17 protein-coding genes are annotated in these 17,024 nt (G+C 67.9%); 8 read left to right on the forward strand and 9 right to left on the reverse strand.

The window, feature by feature from the left end; genetic code table 11:
• The first annotated feature begins 26 nt into the window (after window positions 1–26).
• Window positions 27–1,574, forward strand: a complete 1,548-nt coding sequence (locus tag RCO38_RS11850) for an acetyl-CoA hydrolase/transferase family protein (protein ID WP_308328512.1) — start codon at window positions 27–29, stop codon at window positions 1,572–1,574.
• Here the strand turns inward: RCO38_RS11850 and RCO38_RS11855 are convergent.
• Complete coding sequence (locus RCO38_RS11855; protein WP_308328513.1) at window positions 1,571–3,397, reverse strand: ABCB family ABC transporter ATP-binding protein/permease; 1,827 nt, start codon at window positions 3,395–3,397, stop codon at window positions 1,571–1,573. The two genes, RCO38_RS11850 and RCO38_RS11855, sit on opposite strands and share 4 nt — an antisense overlap.
• A gap of 37 nt (window positions 3,398–3,434) precedes the next feature.
• Here RCO38_RS11855 and RCO38_RS11860 point away from each other — a divergent pair, with 37 nt between their 5' ends.
• Complete coding sequence (locus RCO38_RS11860) at window positions 3,435–3,869, forward strand: acyl-CoA thioesterase (protein WP_308328514.1); 435 nt, start codon at window positions 3,435–3,437, stop codon at window positions 3,867–3,869.
• Between the two features lie 15 nt (window positions 3,870–3,884).
• Here RCO38_RS11860 and RCO38_RS11865 read toward each other — a convergent pair whose 3' ends face one another.
• The 4 genes from RCO38_RS11865 to RCO38_RS11880 are packed head-to-tail and all read right to left on the reverse strand — an operon-like array spanning window position 3,885 to window position 7,246.
• Window positions 3,885–4,622 carry a type 1 glutamine amidotransferase gene (locus RCO38_RS11865; RefSeq protein ID WP_308328515.1) on the reverse strand — a complete coding sequence of 246 codons (738 nt, stop codon included), beginning with the start codon at window positions 4,620–4,622 and terminating at the stop codon, window positions 3,885–3,887.
• Between the two features lie 52 nt (window positions 4,623–4,674).
• Window positions 4,675–5,469, reverse strand: a complete 795-nt coding sequence (locus tag RCO38_RS11870; protein ID WP_308328516.1) for a crotonase/enoyl-CoA hydratase family protein — start codon at window positions 5,467–5,469, stop codon at window positions 4,675–4,677.
• Window positions 5,466–5,849 carry an AtuA-related protein gene (locus RCO38_RS11875; protein ID WP_308328517.1) on the reverse strand — a complete coding sequence of 128 codons (384 nt, stop codon included), beginning with the start codon at window positions 5,847–5,849 and terminating at the stop codon, window positions 5,466–5,468. Before RCO38_RS11875 ends, RCO38_RS11870 begins: the two co-directional genes overlap by 4 nt.
• The gene (locus RCO38_RS11880; RefSeq protein WP_308328518.1) at window positions 5,846–7,246 is read right to left on the reverse strand and encodes an acyclic terpene utilization AtuA family protein; all 1,401 of its coding nucleotides are present in this window, start codon (window positions 7,244–7,246) and stop codon (window positions 5,846–5,848) included. Before RCO38_RS11880 ends, RCO38_RS11875 begins: the two co-directional genes overlap by 4 nt.
• Window positions 7,247–7,453: 207 nt before the next feature.
• Between RCO38_RS11880 and RCO38_RS11885 the strand changes: the two genes are divergently transcribed.
• The 6 genes from RCO38_RS11885 to RCO38_RS11910 are packed head-to-tail and all read left to right on the forward strand — an operon-like array spanning window position 7,454 to window position 14,092.
• Window positions 7,454–8,329 carry a branched-chain amino acid ABC transporter permease gene (locus tag RCO38_RS11885; RefSeq protein ID WP_308328519.1) on the forward strand — a complete coding sequence of 292 codons (876 nt, stop codon included), beginning with the start codon at window positions 7,454–7,456 and terminating at the stop codon, window positions 8,327–8,329.
• Between the two features lie 10 nt (window positions 8,330–8,339).
• Entirely contained in the window at window positions 8,340–9,416 is a 1,077-nt protein-coding gene (locus RCO38_RS11890) for a branched-chain amino acid ABC transporter permease (RefSeq protein ID WP_308328520.1), read from the forward strand.
• Window positions 9,413–10,243: an ABC transporter ATP-binding protein gene (locus tag RCO38_RS11895; RefSeq protein WP_308328521.1), complete on the forward strand. Its 831-nt coding sequence runs from the start codon at window positions 9,413–9,415 to the stop codon at window positions 10,241–10,243. The genes RCO38_RS11890 and RCO38_RS11895 overlap by 4 nt, the downstream gene beginning before the upstream one ends.
• Entirely contained in the window at window positions 10,240–11,028 is a 789-nt protein-coding gene (locus RCO38_RS11900) for an ABC transporter ATP-binding protein (RefSeq protein ID WP_308328522.1), read from the forward strand. Before RCO38_RS11895 ends, RCO38_RS11900 begins: the two co-directional genes overlap by 4 nt.
• 4 nt (window positions 11,029–11,032) lie before the next feature.
• On the forward strand, window positions 11,033–12,889 hold the full coding sequence (locus RCO38_RS11905; protein WP_308328523.1) for an AMP-dependent synthetase/ligase: 1,857 nt from the start codon (window positions 11,033–11,035) through the stop codon (window positions 12,887–12,889).
• 39 nt (window positions 12,890–12,928) lie between these two features.
• Window positions 12,929–14,092, forward strand: coding sequence for an ABC transporter substrate-binding protein (locus RCO38_RS11910; RefSeq protein WP_308328524.1), 1,164 nt, complete (start codon window positions 12,929–12,931; stop codon window positions 14,090–14,092).
• 91 nt (window positions 14,093–14,183) lie between these two features.
• Here the strand turns inward: RCO38_RS11910 and RCO38_RS11915 are convergent, their stop codons facing one another.
• From RCO38_RS11915 to RCO38_RS11930, 4 genes are read right to left on the reverse strand one after another with little or no spacing between them, the layout of a single operon-like run.
• Window positions 14,184–14,390, reverse strand: coding sequence for a tautomerase family protein (locus tag RCO38_RS11915; protein WP_308328525.1), 207 nt, complete (start codon window positions 14,388–14,390; stop codon window positions 14,184–14,186).
• Between the two features lie 9 nt (window positions 14,391–14,399).
• Window positions 14,400–14,990 carry a malonic semialdehyde reductase gene (locus RCO38_RS11920; protein WP_308328526.1) on the reverse strand — a complete coding sequence of 197 codons (591 nt, stop codon included), beginning with the start codon at window positions 14,988–14,990 and terminating at the stop codon, window positions 14,400–14,402.
• A 28-nt stretch (window positions 14,991–15,018) separates the two neighbouring features.
• On the reverse strand, window positions 15,019–16,464 hold the full coding sequence (locus RCO38_RS11925; protein WP_308328527.1) for an aldehyde dehydrogenase family protein: 1,446 nt from the start codon (window positions 16,462–16,464) through the stop codon (window positions 15,019–15,021).
• Entirely contained in the window at window positions 16,464–17,012 is a 549-nt protein-coding gene (locus RCO38_RS11930; RefSeq protein ID WP_308328528.1) for a VOC family protein, read from the reverse strand. Before RCO38_RS11930 ends, RCO38_RS11925 begins: the two co-directional genes overlap by 1 nt.
• Between the last annotated feature and the right edge of the window lie 12 nt (window positions 17,013–17,024).

Raw genomic sequence — 17,024 nt, forward strand, 5'->3', positions numbered from 1 at the left:
AGGGTTTACCCTAATAAACCACACCCATGACCCAGAACCCGCCCGCCGTCCACCCGTCCCGCATCGCCCATGCCGGCCTGCGCCAGAAAATCATGTCGGCCGACGCGGCCGCCGCCCTCATCCACCACGGTGACCACGTCGGCATGAGCGGCTTCACCGGCGCGGGCTACCCCAAGCTGGTGCCGCAGGCCCTGGCCCGGCACATCCAGCAGCAGCACGACGCCGGGCAGGCGTTCCGCATCGGCCTGTGGACAGGCGCCTCCACAGCGCCCGAACTCGACGGCGCCCTGGCCAGGGTGGGCGGCATGGACATGCGCCTGCCCTACCAGTCCGACCCGACCTGCCGGGCCCGCATCAACGCTGGCGAGATGGCCTACACCGACATCCACCTCTCGCACGTGGCGCAGTACGTGTGGTTCGGCTTCCTCGGCAAATTGAACGTCGCGGTGATCGAGGTCGCCGGCATCCTCGAAGACGGCCGCCTGATACCGGCCACCTCGGTGGGCAACAACAAGACCTGGCTGGACCAGGCCGCCAAGGTGATCCTGGAGGTCAACCACGGCCATCCGCTGGCGCTGGAAGGCATGCACGACATCTACTACGGCACCGAGCGCCCGCCGCACCGCAAGCCGATCCCCATGCTGCACGCTGGCGACCGCATCGGCACGCCCTACCTGCACTGCGACCCGGCCAAGGTGATCGCCGTGGTGGAAACGAATCTGCCCGACCGCGACACCCGTTTTTCGGCGCCCGACGAGGCCTCACGCCGCATCGCCGGCCACCTGATGGACTTCTTCCAGAACGAAGTCAGGCAAGGCCGCCTGCCCGAGGACCTGCTGCCGCTGCAATCGGGCGTGGGCAACATCGCCAACGCCGTGCTGGAAAGCCTGAACGACGGCCCGTTCACCGGGCTGCAGGGCTACACCGAGGTGCTGCAGGACGGCATGCTCGCGCTGCTCAAGAGCGGGAAGATGCGCATGGCCTCGTCGACCGCGATCTCGCTCTCGGCCGAGGTGATGAAGGAGTTCACCGAAAACCTGGACTTCTACCGCGAGCGCATCGTGCTGCGGCCGCAGGAGATCAGCAACCACCCCGAGGTGATCCGCCGCCTGGGCCTGATCGCCATGAACGGCATGATCGAGGCCGACCTGTACGGCAACGTGAACTCCACCCACGTGATGGGCACGCGCATCATGAACGGCATCGGCGGCTCGGGCGACTTTGCGCGCAACGCCTACCTCTCGATCTTCATGACGCCGTCCACCGCCAAGGGCGGCAGCATCAGCTGCATCGTGCCCATGGTCAGCCACGTGGACCACACCGAACACGACGTGCAGATCGTCGTGACCGAACAGGGCCTGGCCGACCTGCGCGGTCTCTCACCTCGCCAGCGCTCGCGCCTGATCATCGAACGCTGCGCCCACCCCGACTTCAAGCCCGCGCTGCTCGACTACGTGGAGCGCAGCGAGGCCCACGCCAAGGCCGGCCACGCGGGCATGCACACGCCGCACCTGCTGGAAGAAGCACTGAGCTGGCACAGCCGGTACGAACAGACCGGGAAGATGTTGCCTTAATCGGCGCCCGACTGCTGGAGCGCCCACATGCCGGCGTAGGTGCCTCCCTTAGCAACGAGATCGGCGTGTGTGCCGCGCTCGACGATCTCGCCGTGCACCAGCACCAGGATCTCGTGCGCATCGACCACCGTCGACAGCCGGTGCGCGATCACCAGCGAGGTCTTGTTGCGCGCCGCGCTCTTGAGCTCGGCCTGGATGGCGCGCTCGTTGGCCGAATCGAGTGCCGAGGTGGCCTCGTCGAAGATCATGACGGGCGGGTTCTTCAGCAGCGTGCGCGCAATCGCCACGCGCTGCTTCTCGCCGCCTGACAGCTTCAGACCGCGCTCGCCCACCGTGGTGGCGTAGCCCTTGGGCAGTTTCTCGATGAAGCTGTGGATGTGCGCGGCCTTGGCCGCCTCCACCGCCGCGTCGTGGCCCGCATCAGGCCGGCCGTAGAGGATGTTGTATTCGATGCTGTCGTTGAACAGCACCGTGTCCTGCGGCACGATGCCGATGGCCTGGCGCACGCTGGACTGGGTGACACGGCGGATGTCCTGGCCGTTGATCGAGATTTCGCCACCGGACACGTCGTAGAAGCGGTAGAGCAGGCGCGCGAGCGTGCTTTTGCCCGAGCCCGAAGGCCCGACCACCGCCACTGTCTTGCCGGCCGGAATCTCGAAGCTGATGCCGTGCAGGATCTCGCGCGCCGGCTCGTAGGCGAAACGCACGTTCTCGAACCGCACCGCGGGCGGCCCGTCCAGCACCAGCGGCAAGGCGTCCGGCGCGTCGGCGATCTCGCGCTCCTTCTCCAGCAGCACGAACATCTTGTCCAGGTCGGTCAGGCTCTGCTTGATCTCGCGGTAGAGCACGCCCAGGAAGCCCAGCGGGATGTAGAGCTGGATCATGAAGGCGTTGACCATCACCAGGTCGCCCAGGGTCATGTGGCCGTCCACCACGCCCTGGGTGGCGCGCCAGAGCATCAGCACCAGGGCCACCGCGATCACCAGCTGCTGGCCGGTGTTCAGCAGAGACAGCGTGGTCTGGCTCTTGATGCGCGCCTTGCGCAGCTTCTCCAGCGCGTCGTCGTAGCGCCGCGCCTCGAAGGACTCGTTGTTGAAGTACTTGACCGTTTCGTAGTTGAGCAGCGAGTCGATGGCCTTGGTCTGGCTGGTCGATTCCAGCTCGTTCATCTCGCGGCGGTATTTGGTGCGCCATTCGGTCACAACCACGGTGAAGGCAATGTAAAGCACCAGCGCCACCAGCGTGATCCAGACGTAGCCCATGTCGAACTTCGTGCCCAGCAGCGTGAGCACGAACACCACCTCGATCAGGGTCGGGAAGATGCTGTAGAGCGAATACGAAATGAGCGATTGCACGCCGCGGGTGCCGCGCTCGATGTCGCGCGTCATGCCGCCGGTCTGGCGCTCCAGGTGGAAGCGCAGCGAGAGCGCGTGCAGGTGACCGAAGACCTGCAGCGCGATGGAACGCGTGGCGCCTTCGGTGGCCTTGGCGAACACCAGTTCGCGCAGCTCGGTGAACACGCTGGTGGACAGGCGCAGCAGGCCGTAGGCCACGATCAGGCCCAGCGGCACCACCAGCAGCGCCAGGGCGCTGCCGGGCTGGATAGTCATCGCGTCCACCAGCTCCTTGAGCAGCAGCGGCACGCCGACGTTGGCGCCCTTGGCCGCCACCATGAAGGCCAGCGCGGCGACGACGCGCCACTTGTACTGCCACAGGTAGGGGAAGAGGCGGCGCAGCGTCGCCCAGTCGGAACGGGGCGTCTTGGGGCTGCTGTCGGCGGCGGGCAGGGAGTAGCCGGCCCGGGAGACGGACGAGGGGCGCATGCGGGACAATCGTGGGAGTTTTCCAGAGATTGTGCCCATGTCCACCGAATCAAGCCCCCGCCCCCACACCGAACTGCCCCAAGGCCGCGAGCTGGTGCTCAAGGTCATCCCCATGCCCGCCGACACCAACGGCAACGGCGACATCTTCGGCGGCTGGGTCATGGCCCAGGTCGACCTGGCCGGTGCCGTGCTGCCGGCGCGCTACGTCAAGGGCCGCATGGCGACCGTGGCGGTCAACCAGTTCATCTTCAAACAGCCGGTGCGCGTGGGCGACATCCTGAGCTTCTACTCGCACGTCACCCGCGTGGGCAACACCTCGATCACGGTGCAGGTGGAGGTATTCGCCGAACGCTTCTCGGCCCAGGGCCAGTACGTCAAGGTGACCGAGGCCAGCCTCACCTACGTGGCCATCGACCACGAAGGCCGCCCGCGCCCGATCCCGCGCGAGGGCCTGCCCGCCGGCATGGCCTGAGCGCCAACAGGCTGTTCAGCGCGGCCAGCGTTCGCGCCAGCGGCCGTAGATGCGATTTGCCAGCGCCTGGCTGGCGGCCAGGTGGGCACCGGTGCCTGTGCGCATGGCCGCAGGCGCCTGAACGGTGGCGGGATGCGCGGCGCAGGCCGGTGCGTAACCTTCACCGGGTGCGGCGATCCAGTCCTCCACTTTGCGCTCGGTGATCTCGATGTGGAACTGCATCGCCAGGTGCTGGCGCAGCACGAAGGCCTGGTGCGGACAGGCGGCCGAGCCGGCGATGGGCCGGGCGCCCGGCGGCAGTTCGGTGAAGCCGTCGTGGTGCCACTGGTAGACCACCGCGTCCGGCGCCCCACCCAGCCAGTCCCGCGCCGCATCGCTGCCGTCGTGGCGGATGGGCAGCCAGCCGATTTCCGGCGTGTCCAAGGTCTGCACACGACCGCCGAAGGCGCGCGCCATCAGCTGCCCGCCCAGGCAGTGGCCGATCACCGGAATGCCCAGCGCGTCGGCCTCGCGGATCAGCGCCTCGGCCTGACGCAGCGAAGGGCGGTCGTCGTTGGCGCTCCAGGCGCCGCCGAGCACCGCCAACCCGCGGATGCCCGCCACCGACGCGGGGTAGGCCTCGCCCGCCTCGGTGCAGAGCACACGCCAGGTCACGCCCTGGGCATTCAGCCAGTCGCCCAGGTGGCCGGGGCCGTCTTCGTGCAGGTGCTGGAGCACCAGCACCTCGGCGCCGTGGGAAGTCGGATCGTTCATGGCCGGGATGATGGCCAGCCGGCCGGCCCGACGGGGAGCCAATCGGCGCGGCTCAGAAGGTGCCGTGCCGGCCCTCGCCGTTGGCGAAGCGCGTCGCACCCTCCAGCGCATCGGGGATGCGCGCCCGGCCCCGCTGCCACTCCTGCTGCAGCGCCTCGCCCAGCGGCAGGTCCCACTGCGCGTACGCGCTCTCGCGGTCGGCGCGCATCGTGGCCTGCGGGAACGCCGCCAACTGGCGCGCGAGAGAGATCGCGGCTTCGCGCGCCCGCCCGTTCGGCACCACACGGTTGGCCAGCCCCATCTGCAGCGCCTCGGCCGCCCCGACCTGGCGGCCGGTGAGGATCAGGTCCATCGCGTGGCCCATGCCGATCAGGCGCGGCAGGCGCACCGTGCCGCCGTCGATCAGCGGCACGCCGAAGCGCCGGCAGTAGACGCCGAAGTACGCGTCCTCTTCCATCACGCGCAGGTCGCACCAGAGCGCCAGCTCCATGCCGCCGGCCACCGCCGCGCCGGCCACCGCGGCGATGACCGGCTTCGAGAGGCGCAGGCGCGAGGGGCCCATGGGGCCGATGGCGCGGGCGTCGCCGCTACGAAAGTCCAGCGTGCCCAGGCCCGACGCGCCACCCGAGGCCGCCAGCCGCGCGCCGTGCTGCAGGTCCCAGCCGGCGCAGAAGTGGCCGTGCGCGCCGTGGAACACCGCGACCCTGGCGGCCGGGTCGTCCTCGAAGGCGAGAAAGGCGGCGTGCAGGGCCTGCGCGGTGTCGCCGTCGACGGCGTTGCGCACATCGGGGCGGTTGAGCGTGACGATGTGCAGGTCGTCGACGATTTCGGTGATGACGGGGCTCATGACAGATCTCCCCACCAGCCGATCCGGCGTTCATTCAGAGCCGTCTGCAGCTCGTCCTCGGATATCTCAATCTCCATCCGCAACAAAGCCCCAGCCATCGCCTTGCCGAGGTTGTCCAGCCGCAGGTTGCGTGCGCCGCCGCCCTGCAGCGCGCCCTTGAGCAACAGCTTGAGCGCCAGGATGTTGGGCAGCGGCCAGCGGTCCACCTCGCCCGGCAGCCAGGGCGCGAAATGCTGGCGCACCCGTTCGGCCGTCACCTCGCGTTCGAGAATTCGGTAGCCGGCGGCGTTCCAGGCGAACAGCCCGAAGTCGACCCAGTCGGCCTTGTCGCCGCTGCGCGCGTGGGCGATGCGGACCAGAGGAATGCGCACCCGGTTCATGGCATGTTCTCCAGCAACCGGACCTGCACCTGCGGCTCCACCTCGACCCGCGGCACCAGCGTCGGCCAGATGCCCAGCAGCTCGCTGGTGTGGTGCAGGGCGGTGAAGCCGCAGGTGTAGGCCGGGCCGCTCAGGCCGATCCAGGGGAACAGGCGACCAAAGCCATCGGCGGCCGCCTTCACGTTCGTTCGCAGCACCAGCCGGGTCCAGACCTCGTTCATCTGGTGGAGCTGTTCCGGCGGCGGCAGCGGGGCCAGCGGGCCGTGCGCCGAGTTCAGCCCGGGGTATTCGATGTACAGCTCCTCGTGCGGCACGCGCCGCTCGGCCAGCTGGCTGCGGATGGTGTCGATGGCCGCCTGTGCCTTGTCCCAGGCATCGGGCCATGAGAAGCCCCAGGTCACCTCGGCCTTGAAGCCGTCGCGAAAGCCCGCCACCACCTTGAGCCGGTCGCCCGGTGGAGCGCCGCGCGCACCGGTCAGGCGCACGCGGTCTTGGCCCTCGTCGTGCAGGTGGATGCCCCCCATGTCCAGCACCACGTCGGGCGAGCGGTAGGCGTGCGGGTCGTGCACCTCGTACAGCAGCTGCTGGCGCACGGTGTCGAAGTTGACCCGCCCGCCGGTGCCCGGCGCCTTGGTGATCAGGGCCGTGCCGTCGTCCCACACCTCGGCGATGGGGTAGCCGATGTGCGCGAGATCGGGGATGTCTTTCCACTCCCCCTGGCTGCCGAAGTTGCCGCCGCTGCCCTGGCCCGAGCATTCGAGCAGGTGGCCCACGGTCAGGCCCTGGGCCAGTTTGTTTAGCCCCGTCGTGCCGGTGGCGTTCAGGTCCCAGCCCAGGTGGTGCGCGATGGGGCCGAGGAACAGCGCGGCGTCGGCCACGCGGCCGGTGATCACGATGTCCGCGCCCAGGTCCAGCGCCCGCACGATGGGCGCGGCGCCCAGGTAGGCGTTGCCAAACACCAGCCGCTCACGCACCGCCGACACCGGCTCGCCGGTGAACAGGTGGGCCAGCGCGGTGCCAGGCACCGAGGTGTCGAGCAGCCGCGGCAGCACGTCGTCGCCGGTCACCACCGCGATGCGCGGCGCCATGCCCCTGGCCGCCAGCGCGGCCTGCACCGCCTTCGCAGCGCCCAGCGGGTTGAGACCACCCGCGTTGCACACGAAGCGCACGCCGCGCGCCTGCATCAGCGGCCACAGCCGCAGCAGCATGGGCACCACATCGCGCGCGTAGCCCAGCGCCGGGTCGCGCTGGCGGTCCTTCTGCAGGATGGCCAGCGTGAGTTCGGCCAGGTGGTCGCTGGCGATGAACTGCACCCCGCCGCGTTCGATGCTCGCGACCACCGGTTCCCAGTGGTCGCCATAAAAGCCGAGGCCGGCGCCGATGCGGATGGACTTCATGCGGTCAGCATAAGGGCAATCCCTATTTTTGCCAAGCATATGCTTGCTGAAAATAAAGCCATGAAATGCTGCCGCCTGCGCGACTCGGGCTCGGGTCTACCCTGACGCCGGTTTGCGGCAAGGCCGATATAAAACCCGCACGACAGCCGGACCCCGCGCCACAGAGATCGGAGCGCACCGTGTCCACAACAACAAAGGAGACAGTGCGTGCAACTGCTGCAACTGCTGATCGGCGGTGTGGCCCAGGGGTGCATCTACGGACTCATCGCCCTGGGTTTCGTGCTGATCTACAAGGCCACCGAGACGGTGAGCTTCGCGCAGGGCGACCTGATGATGGTGGGCGCCTTCGGCGGCCTGCTGACCATGACGCTGCTGGGGTTTCCGTTCTGGGTCTCGGTGCTGGCGGCCGTCGTCGGCATGGGGCTGTTCGGCGTGCTGCTGGAGCGCATGGTGATCCGCCCCATCCTGGGCCAGCCGGCCTTCTCCATCGTGATGCTGACCATCGGCGTGGGCTATGTGCTGCGCGGCGTGATCACCATGATCCCCAACATCGGCACCGACACCCACTCGCTGGCCGTGCCCTACGCGGGCGAGGTGCTGAACATGGGCGGCCTGGTGCTGGCGGCCGAGCAGCTGGTGATCATCGGCGTGACCGCGGTGCTCTGCGGCGGACTGTTCGCGATGTTCAAGTACAGCAAGCTGGGCATCGCCATGCAGGCCTCGTCGCAGAACCAGCTCGCGGCCTACTACATGGGCATCCCGGTCAAGCGGCTCAACGGTCTGGTCTGGGGCCTGGCGGCCGGCGTCGCAGCCATTGCCGGCCTGCTGCTGGCTCCCATCACCTTCGTGCACGCCAACATGGGCTTCATCGGCCTCAAGGCCTTCCCGGCCGCGGTGGTGGGCGGCTTCGGCAGCCTGCCCGGCGCCATCGTGGGCGGGCTCGTGATCGGCGTGGTGGAGGCGCTCTCGGGCTTCTACCTGCCCGAAGGCTTCAAGGACATCGCGCCCTACATCGTGGTGCTGCTGATGCTGGTGCTCAAGCCGAACGGGCTGTTCGGCGAGAAGCTTCGCAAGAAAGTCTGAGGCCGGCCCGATGCGCTTTATTTTCAAGACCGATTACGACCAGGACATCCGGCTGGCCAAGCACGGCGGCCATGTGTTCTGGTACGGCCTGCTGGGCCTGTTTCTCGCCGCTGCGCCCTGGGCCCTGCCCGAGTACTGGCTGGCGCAACTGACCTTCGTGCTGATCTACGCCATCGTCGGCCTGGGCCTGATGCTGCTGGCCGGCTTCACCGGCCTGTTCTCGCTGGGGCACGCGGCCTTTCTCGGCGTCGGCGCCTACACCGAAGCCGTGCTCACCAACGCGGGTTGGCCCTTCCCTGTGTCCATCGCCTGCGCCGGCCTGCTGTCGGCCGCAGTGGGCATGGTGGTGGGCCTGCCGGCGCTGCGCGTCAAGGGCATCTACCTGGGCATGGCGACGCTGGCCTTCGGCTTCATCGTCGAAGAGGCCATGGCGCGCTGGGAACATGTGACGGGGGGCAACGCCGGCCTGCCGGTCAACCCGCCCGCCATCGGCGGCTGGACCATCGACTCCACCGAAGGCTTCTATTTCCTCTGCCTGGTGCTCTGCGTGGGCGCCACGCTGGCCATCGTCAACCTGCTGCGCGCTCCCACCGGCCGCGCCTTCGTGGCCATCCGCGATTCGGAGATCTCGGCGCAGAGCATGGGCATCCACCTGGCCCGCTACAAGACGCTGTCGTTCGCGCTCTCGGCGGCGCTGGCCGGCATCGGCGGTGCGCTGTACGCGCACAAGATCCAGTTCCTCTCGCCCGACCAGTTCTCCATCATCCAGTCCATCGACCTGCTGCTGATGGTGGTGATCGGCGGCCTGGGCTCGATCCACGGCGCCTTCCTCGGCGCGATCTTCCTGATCGTGATGCCGCAGCTGATCGCGCTGGCCAAGGACTTCCTGCCCGAGGCCATCGGCCAGTCCACCGGACTGCAGGGCACGGTCTACGGCGCGGTGCTGATCGCCTTCGTGCTGTTCGAGCCCATGGGCCTGTACGGCCGCTGGCTCAAGGTGCGCACCTGGTTCCAGCTGTTCCCGTTCTACCGCAAGGGCATGTTCAAGCGGCAGAAGAGTTTTCAAAAGTCGGACCGCCTGAAATGAACGACGACCTCCTCCTCTCAGCCCGCGACCTGAGCGTGCGCTTCGGCGGCGTGCTGGCCGTCAACAAGGTGAGCTTCGACGTGAAGAAGGGCGAGGTGTTCACCCTCATCGGTCCCAACGGCGCGGGCAAGACCACGGTGTTCAACCTCATCAGCCGCATCTACACGCCCACCAGCGGCGAGATCCATTTCGCCAGCCACCAGGGCCCGCTGAAGCTGACCGACCTGCCGCCCCACAAGGTGGCGGGCCTGGGCATTGCGCGCACCTTCCAGAACATCGAGCTGTTCGAACACGCCACCGTGCTGCAGAACCTGCTGATCGGCCGCCACACGCACCGGCAGACCGGGCTTTGGAGCGAGCTGCTGTTCACCGGCAAGACCCGCGCCGCCGAGATCGCCGCGCGCGAGAAGGTGGAACAGGTGATCGACTTCCTGGACCTGCAGCACCACCGCGAATCGATGGTGGCCGGCCTGCCCTACGGCGTGCGCAAGGTGGTGGAGCTGGCACGTGCGCTGTGCACCGAGCCGCGCCTGCTGCTCCTGGACGAGCCGTCCTCCGGCCTGAACGTGGAGGAAACCGAAGACATGGCGTTCTGGATCAGCGACATCAAGAACGAGCTGGGCATCACGGTGCTGATGGTGGAACACGACATGACCCTGGTCTCCAAGGTGTCCGACCGCGTGCTGGCCATGAGCATGGGCGCGGAACTCGCCACCGGCACGCCGGCCGAAGTGCAGAGCCACCCCGGCGTGATCGAGGCCTATCTGGGCACGGTGGACGACGTGTCCAGCCTGCGCCGCGAGCACCATGCGGGAGCGGCATCATGACGGCTCCGGTGACCGACAACGCGGTGCTCAAGCTGCTCAACGTCGAGAGCGCCTACGGCCCCATCAAGGCCATCCGCGGCGTCAGCCTGCAGGTGCGGCGCGGCGAGATCGCCACCGTGCTGGGCAGCAATGGCGCCGGCAAGACCACGATCCTCAAGACCATCAGCGGCATCATCGACCCGCGCAAGGGCAGCATCGAGTTCAAGGGCGAGGACATCACCGCGCAGGACCCGGCACTGATCGTGCAGCGCGGTCTGATGCACGTGCCCGAGGGGCGCGAGGTGTTTCCCCTGCTGTCGGTCAAGGACAACCTGCTGATGGGCGCCTACACCCGCAGCGACCGCGACGGCGTGGCCCGCGACATGGAACTGGTGTTCGGCTACTTCCCGATCCTGCGCGAGCGCGCCGCGCAGGACGCCGGCCTGCTCTCCGGCGGCCAGCAGCAGATGCTGGCGATCAGCCGCGCGCTGATGGCCAACCCCGATCTGATCCTGCTGGACGAGCCCAGCCTGGGCCTCAGCCCCAAGCTGACCAAGGAGATCTTCGAGATCGTGGTGCGCATCAACCGCGAGCGCGGCACCACCATCCTGCTGGTGGAGCAGAACGCCAACATGGCGCTCAATGCGTCCGACTACGGCTACGTGCTGGAGAACGGCCGCATCGTGATGGAAGACACCTGTGCCCGGCTGCGCGAGAAGGAGGACATCAAGGAGTTCTACCTGGGCATGAAGGCCGAAGGTGTGCGCGCCGACCGGCGCTGGAAAAAGAAGAAGACCTGGAGATGAGCACATGAGCTACCTGTGGGACCTCTCCGCCATCCGCCCGCAGACCGAGGTGGTCATGCCCGGCGACACCCTGCCCGCGATCTTCTGGAACGCGGTGCAGCAGCGCGGCCCCGACACCTGGCTGCGGCAGAAGGACTTCGGCATCTGGCGCAGCTGGACCTGGACGCAGGTCGGCCAGGCGGTGCGCGAGATCGGCCACGGCCTGCTGGCCATCGGCTTCGGTGCGCGCGAGACCGCGTCCATCCTCTCCAACACCAACGTCGAGTGGGTGCTGTGCGACCTGGCCGTGCTCAGCGCCAACGGCGTGTCCAACGGCATCTACCCGACCGATGCGGCCGAGCAGGTGCACTACCTCAGCGAGGACTCGGGCACCACCGTGCTGTTCGTGGAAGACGACGAACAGCTGGACAAGGCGCTGGAGGTTAGGCACCTGCTACCGCTCCTCAGGAAGATCGTGGTGTTCGACATGGACGGTCTGCGCGACTTCCACGACCCCATGGTGATCGGCCTGGAGGCCCTGCGCGAACTCGGCCGCCAGCACCTGGCGCAGCACCCGCAGGCGCTGGAACAGCGCGTGGCCGCCGTGAAGCCGCAGGACCTGGCCATCCTGGTCTACACCTCGGGCACCACCGGCAAACCCAAGGGCGCGATGCACGCGCACCAGGGGCTGGTCTACACCGTGCGCGGCTACAACACGCTGATCGCGCGCGACCAGCACGACGAGTGCATGTGTTTTCTGCCGCTGTGCCACATTGCCGAGCGCATGGGCGGCGAGTACTTTTCGATGTACACGGGCGCCAGACTCAACTTCGTCGAGAACCCCGAGACCGTGCCCGAGAACGTGCGCGAGATCGCGCCCACCGTGTTCACCGCGGTGCCGCGCGTGTGGGAGAAGTTCTATTCGGGCGTGATGATCGCGCTCAAGGAAGCCAGCCGGCTGCAGCAGGCCGCCTACGCCTGGGCCATCGGCGTGGGCGAGCGCGTGGCCGACCATGTGCTCAAGGGCGAGGCCGTGCCCGGTGGCCTGCAGTGGCAGTTCCGCGCCGCGCGCCTGCTGGTGCTGGACAACGTGCGCAAGCTCATCGGCATCCACCGCGCGCGCTTCCTGGTCACCGGCGCGGCCCCCATCTCGCCCGAGCTGGTGCGCTGGTACCTGGCGCTGGGCGTGCCCATGCTGGAGGTCTGGGGCATGACCGAGACCTGCGGCGCGTCCACCGGCATCCCGGCCGAGCGCATCAAGCCCGGCAGCATCGGCCCGGCCGCGCAGTACAACGAGGTCAGGCTGGACCCGCGGACCGGCGAGATCCTGGTGCGTGGTCCCAACGTCTTCATGGGCTACCTGAACCTGCCGGAGAAGACGGCCGAGACGATCGACGCCGACGGCTGGCTGCACACGGGCGACGTGGGCGTGGTCGACGAGGAAGGGTTTTTCCGCATCACCGACCGCATGAAGGACATCATCATCACCGCAGGGGGCAAGAACATCACCCCCAGCGAGCTGGAGAACGAGCTCAAGTTCTCGCCCTACATCACCGACGCGGTGGTGATCGGCGACAAGCGGGCCTACCTCACCGTGATTGTCATGATCGACCAGGAGAACGTGGAGAAGTTTGCGCAGGACCACGACGTGCCCTTCTCTAACTACGCCAGCCTGACCCGCGCTCCCGAGGTGCAGCAGCTGATCCAGGACGTGATCGACGCCACCAACAAGAAATTCGCCCGCGTCGAGCAGATCAAGAAGTTCTGGCTGCTCGACACCCAGCTCACCGCCGAGGACGAAGAACTCACGCCCACCATGAAGCTCAAACGCAAGCTGGTGCAGCAGAAGTACGCCGAGCAGATCGAGGCCATGTACCGCTGACCCGGCCGCCCCGTTTTTTTCACCCAGGAGACAAGCCCCATGAAAGCCCGACTCACTCTGACCGCCGCCGCGCTGGCGCTGACGGCCGGCGCCGCCTTTGCCCAGTCGCAGGGCGTGAGCAAGGACGAGATCGTCCTCGGATCCATCCAGGACCTCTCCGGCCCGCTCGCCGGCTTCGGCAAGCAGGCCCGCCTGGGCATGATGCTGCGCGTGGACGAGATCAACGAGCAGGGCGGCATCAACGGCCGCAAGCTCAAGCTGCTGGTGGAAGACAGCAAGTACGACCCCAAGACCGCCGTGCTGGCGGCGCAGAAACTGGTCAACCAGGACAAGATCTTCATGATGGTCGGCCACATCGGCACGGCGCAGAACATGGCCGCGATGCCGGTGCAGTTCCAGAAGAACGTGATCAACTTCTTCCCCATCACCGCCGCGCGCGAGATGTACGAGCCCTTCCACAAGCTCAAGTACTCCTTCGCAGCCACCTACTTCGACCAGATGAAGAATTCGCTGCCGGTGGTGGTGAAAGAGAAAGGCGCCAAGAAGGTCTGCACGGTCTACCAGGACGACGAGTTCGGCCTGGAAGTGGTGCGCGGCGCCAAGGAAGGCCTGAAGTCCATCGGCATGGAAATGGCCGAAGAAGCCAGCTTCAAGCGTGGTGCCACCGAGTTCGGTTCGCAGATGCAGAAGCTGGCCGCCGCGCAGTGCGACTTCGTCGTGCTGGGCACCATCATCCGCGAGACGGTGGGCACCATCGCCACCGCCCGCAAGCTCGGCTTCAACCCCACCTTCATGGGCAGCAGCGCGCTCTACACCGACCTGATCCACAAGCTCGGCGGCCCCGCCATGAACGGCCTGTACGCCACCATGACGGTGCAGAACCCCTACCTGGACGACGCCTCGCAGCCGGTGCGCTTCTGGGCCAACAAGTACAAGACCAAGTTCAACGAGGACCCCACCGTGTTCTCGGTCTACGGCTACAACATCATCGACACCTTCGCCAAGGCCGCGGGCAAGGCCGGCGCCAACCTGAGCACCGACAGCTTCATCAAGGTGATGGACACGATGAGCATCCCGACCGACATCTTCGGCAGCGCGCCCGCCAGCTTCGGCCCCCAGAAGCGCCTGGGCAGCAACGCCTCGCGCCTGTCTCAGATCACCGACGGCAAGTGGAAGGTGATCTCGGACTACCCGAAGAACTGATCCGTCACAGAGCTTCGCGCCGCCTGCGTTGACAGGCCATGCGCGGAAGCCGCCACGCCTGGTGCGCTGGCGGCTTTTTTTCGGCCCAGGCCTACCGCGGGCGGGCGTCTTCGGTGGTCAGCGGCTTGCCGCCCGAGCCCCACCAGCCGCTGCGGATCTCCTGGATCACGCAGCGCGTCATGGGGCGAAAGCCTTCGCCGCCGACCTGAACCACCGCCTCGGTGATGGCGGCGATCAGTGCGTGCTTCTTGTCGTCGGGCAACACGCCCTCGATGATCTTGACGTCGATGAACGGCATGGAGGTCTCCTAGGCCAGGGTGGCCACGGTCTCGAACGGCAGCCGGGGCCCCCGCGGGCGCAGGGAAGCGGTGTCGCCGTGACCGAGGTTGATCAGGAAATTCGAGCGGAAGCGCCCGTCCGGGAAGAAACTGCGGTCCAGCGCCTCGGCATCGAAGCCGCTCATGGGCCCGCAGTCCAGCCCCAGCAAGCGGGCCGCCACGATGAGGTAGGCCCCCTGCAGGCTGCTGTTGCGCAGCGCCACGGTCTGCGCGAGCGCGGGCTGGCTCTCATACGGCGCGGCGGCGGTGGGCATGTGCGGGAACTGGGTCACCAGGTGTTCGTAGAACCGGCTGTCCTGGGCCACGATCACGGTCACCGGGGCGCTCATGGTCTTGTCCACGTTGCCCGGTGCCAGGCAGGGGCGCAGCTTCTCCTTGCCTTCGGCGCTGCGCACGAACACGTAGCGCGCGGGCTGGCAGTTGGAGGCCGTGGGCCCCCACTGGGCAAGCTCGCACAAGGTCTTCAGTGTGTCGTCGGAGACGGGTTCGTCGCGGAACTTCGGAAAGGTGCGGGCGGCCGAAAAGGCCCGCTCGGTGGGGGACAGGGGCGGGTTGCTCATGGGGTTCGTCGAAGGGGGTTGAGGCGGATCAGGCCGCCGTGTAGGCGGTCTTGACCGTGGTGTAGAACTCGGCGGCATGGCTGCCCTGTTCGCGCGGACCGGCGCTGGAGCCCTTGCGGCCTCCGAACGGCACGTGGTAGTCGACCCCCGCGGTGGGCGCATTGACCATCACCATGCCGGCCTGCGCATGCCGCTTGAAGTGGGTGGCGTGTTTCAGGCTGGTCGTGCACAGGCCGCTGGACAGGCCGAACGGCGTGTCGTTGGCCAGCGCCAGGGCCTCGTCGTAATCGTGCGCACGGATCACGTTGGCCACCGGGCCGAACACCTCCTCGCGGCTGATGCGCATGGCGTTGTGTGTGCCGGTGAGCAGCGCCGGGGTGAGGTAGTGGCCGGGCTGACCCGAGTCACTGGTGGCGCGGTGCTCGCCGCCAAAGGCCAGCGTGGCACCTTCTTCCTGCGCGATGCGGATGTAGTCCAGATCGACCGCGAGCTGGCGCTCGTCCACCACCGGGCCGATGTCGGTGCCCGGGCGGCGCGCGTCGTCGACCTGGAGCTGCTTCAGTCGCTCGACCACGGCCGCCACGAAGCGGTCGTGGATGCCCTCGGTCACGATCAACCGGCTCGACGCCGTGCAGCGCTGGCCGGTGGAGTAGAACGAGCCCAGCACCGCGCAGTTCACCGCCACCGCCAGGTCGGCGTCGTCGAGCACGACCAGCGGGTTCTTGCCACCCATTTCCAGCTGGTACTTCGCGCCCCGCGCCGCACAGGCGGCGGCCAGCCGGCGCCCGGTGGCCACCGAACCGGTGAAGCTCAGGCCGGCCACGCGCGGGTCGTCGACCAGGGCGGGACCGATCTCGGCACCCGAGCCCATCACCAGGTTGAACACGCCCGCGGGCAGACCGCTGCGCGAGAGGATCTCGGCCAGCGCCCAGGCCGAGCCCGGCACCAGTTCAGCGGGCTTGAACACCACGCCGTTGCCGAAGGCCAGCGCGGGCGCGATCTTCCAGGCCGGGATGGCGATGGGGAAGTTCCAGGGCGTGATCAGGCTGACCACGCCCAGCGGTTCGCGCGTGATCTCCACGCCGATGCCGGGCCGCACCGAGGCCAGCAGCTCACCGCGCTGGCGCAACGCCTCGCCGGCGAAGAACTTGAAGATCTGACCGGCGCGCACCACCTCGCCCACCGCTTCGGGCAAGGTCTTGCCCTGTTCCCGCGCCAGCAGGTCGCCCAGCTCGGCGCTGCGCGCCAGGATCTCGCTGCCCACCTTGTCGAGCACGTCGAAACGCTGCTGCGGCCCGGAGAGCGACCAGGCGGGAAACGCCGCCGCGGCCGCATCCACCGCGGCCCGCGCCTGCGCCACGTCGGCCAGGGCGTACTCGCCGATCACGTCCCGCGTGTCCGACGGGTTGATGTTGCGCACGCTGCGCGCGCCCGCCACCCACTCGCCGCCGATGAAGTTGTGTCCCCGCACCATCACGCACGCCCCGGGCCACGGCGGCGGAAGCGCGCCTGCCACTCGGCCAGCGGCATGTAGCTCGGGTCGTCGCGCACCATCGCGAAGGTCTCGGCCAGCAGCTCGTCCTCGCTCTTGCTGAGGTCCAGCGGCGTGCCGTAGGGCTGGTTCACGTAGTACGGCGTGTCCAGGTACACCTCGACCCGGTTGCCCTCGGGATCGAAGTAGTACAGCGACCACGCGTTGCCGTGGTTCATGGGCCGCAGCTCGGTGGCGCCCAGGGATTCGGCCTTGTCGCGGTTCCAGCGCAGCTCGGCCAGGTCGGGCACCAGGAACGACACCTGCATGATGGTGCTCACCTTCGATTCGGCCGAGCGCCCTTCGGACAGCACGATCTGGTGGTGCTGGTCTTCGGAGGCGCTCATGAAGACCAGGCGGTTGCCGAAGTTCTTGCCCAGGCCTTCGTCGGTGATGGTGAGCTTGAACACCTGGGTGTAGAAGTCGACCATCCTGTCGAGGTCGTAGACGAAGAAGCCGAAGTGGGCCGGGGTGGGTCGGGTGACGTTCATGGTGTCGGGTCT

Source organism: Hydrogenophaga pseudoflava (assembly GCF_031020795.1).
Classification (GTDB): domain Bacteria; phylum Pseudomonadota; class Gammaproteobacteria; order Burkholderiales; family Burkholderiaceae_C; genus Hydrogenophaga; species Hydrogenophaga pseudoflava_A.

Coding starts and splice junctions, on each gene's coding strand:
- RCO38_RS11900 (WP_308328522.1), top strand. CDS start 10,240: ATGACGGCTCCGGTGACCGACAACGCGGTGCTCAAGCTGCTCAACGTC.
- RCO38_RS11925 (WP_308328527.1), bottom strand. CDS start 16,464: ATGGTGCGGGGACACAACTTCATCGGCGGCGAGTGGGTGGCGGGCGCG.
- RCO38_RS11915 (WP_308328525.1), bottom strand. CDS start 14,390: ATGCCGTTCATCGACGTCAAGATCATCGAGGGCGTGTTGCCCGACGAC.
- RCO38_RS11930 (WP_308328528.1), bottom strand. CDS start 17,012: ATGAACGTCACCCGACCCACCCCGGCCCACTTCGGCTTCTTCGTCTAC.
- RCO38_RS11890 (WP_308328520.1), top strand. CDS start 8,340: ATGCGCTTTATTTTCAAGACCGATTACGACCAGGACATCCGGCTGGCC.
- RCO38_RS11905 (WP_308328523.1), top strand. CDS start 11,033: ATGAGCTACCTGTGGGACCTCTCCGCCATCCGCCCGCAGACCGAGGTG.
- RCO38_RS11880 (WP_308328518.1), bottom strand. CDS start 7,246: ATGAAGTCCATCCGCATCGGCGCCGGCCTCGGCTTTTATGGCGACCAC.
- RCO38_RS11855 (WP_308328513.1), bottom strand. CDS start 3,397: ATGCGCCCCTCGTCCGTCTCCCGGGCCGGCTACTCCCTGCCCGCCGCC.
- RCO38_RS11850 (WP_308328512.1), top strand. CDS start 27: ATGACCCAGAACCCGCCCGCCGTCCACCCGTCCCGCATCGCCCATGCC.
- RCO38_RS11870 (WP_308328516.1), bottom strand. CDS start 5,469: ATGAGCCCCGTCATCACCGAAATCGTCGACGACCTGCACATCGTCACG.
- RCO38_RS11875 (WP_308328517.1), bottom strand. CDS start 5,849: ATGAACCGGGTGCGCATTCCTCTGGTCCGCATCGCCCACGCGCGCAGC.
- RCO38_RS11910 (WP_308328524.1), top strand. CDS start 12,929: ATGAAAGCCCGACTCACTCTGACCGCCGCCGCGCTGGCGCTGACGGCC.
- RCO38_RS11920 (WP_308328526.1), bottom strand. CDS start 14,990: ATGAGCAACCCGCCCCTGTCCCCCACCGAGCGGGCCTTTTCGGCCGCC.
- RCO38_RS11865 (WP_308328515.1), bottom strand. CDS start 4,622: ATGAACGATCCGACTTCCCACGGCGCCGAGGTGCTGGTGCTCCAGCAC.
- RCO38_RS11860 (WP_308328514.1), top strand. CDS start 3,435: ATGTCCACCGAATCAAGCCCCCGCCCCCACACCGAACTGCCCCAAGGC.
- RCO38_RS11895 (WP_308328521.1), top strand. CDS start 9,413: ATGAACGACGACCTCCTCCTCTCAGCCCGCGACCTGAGCGTGCGCTTC.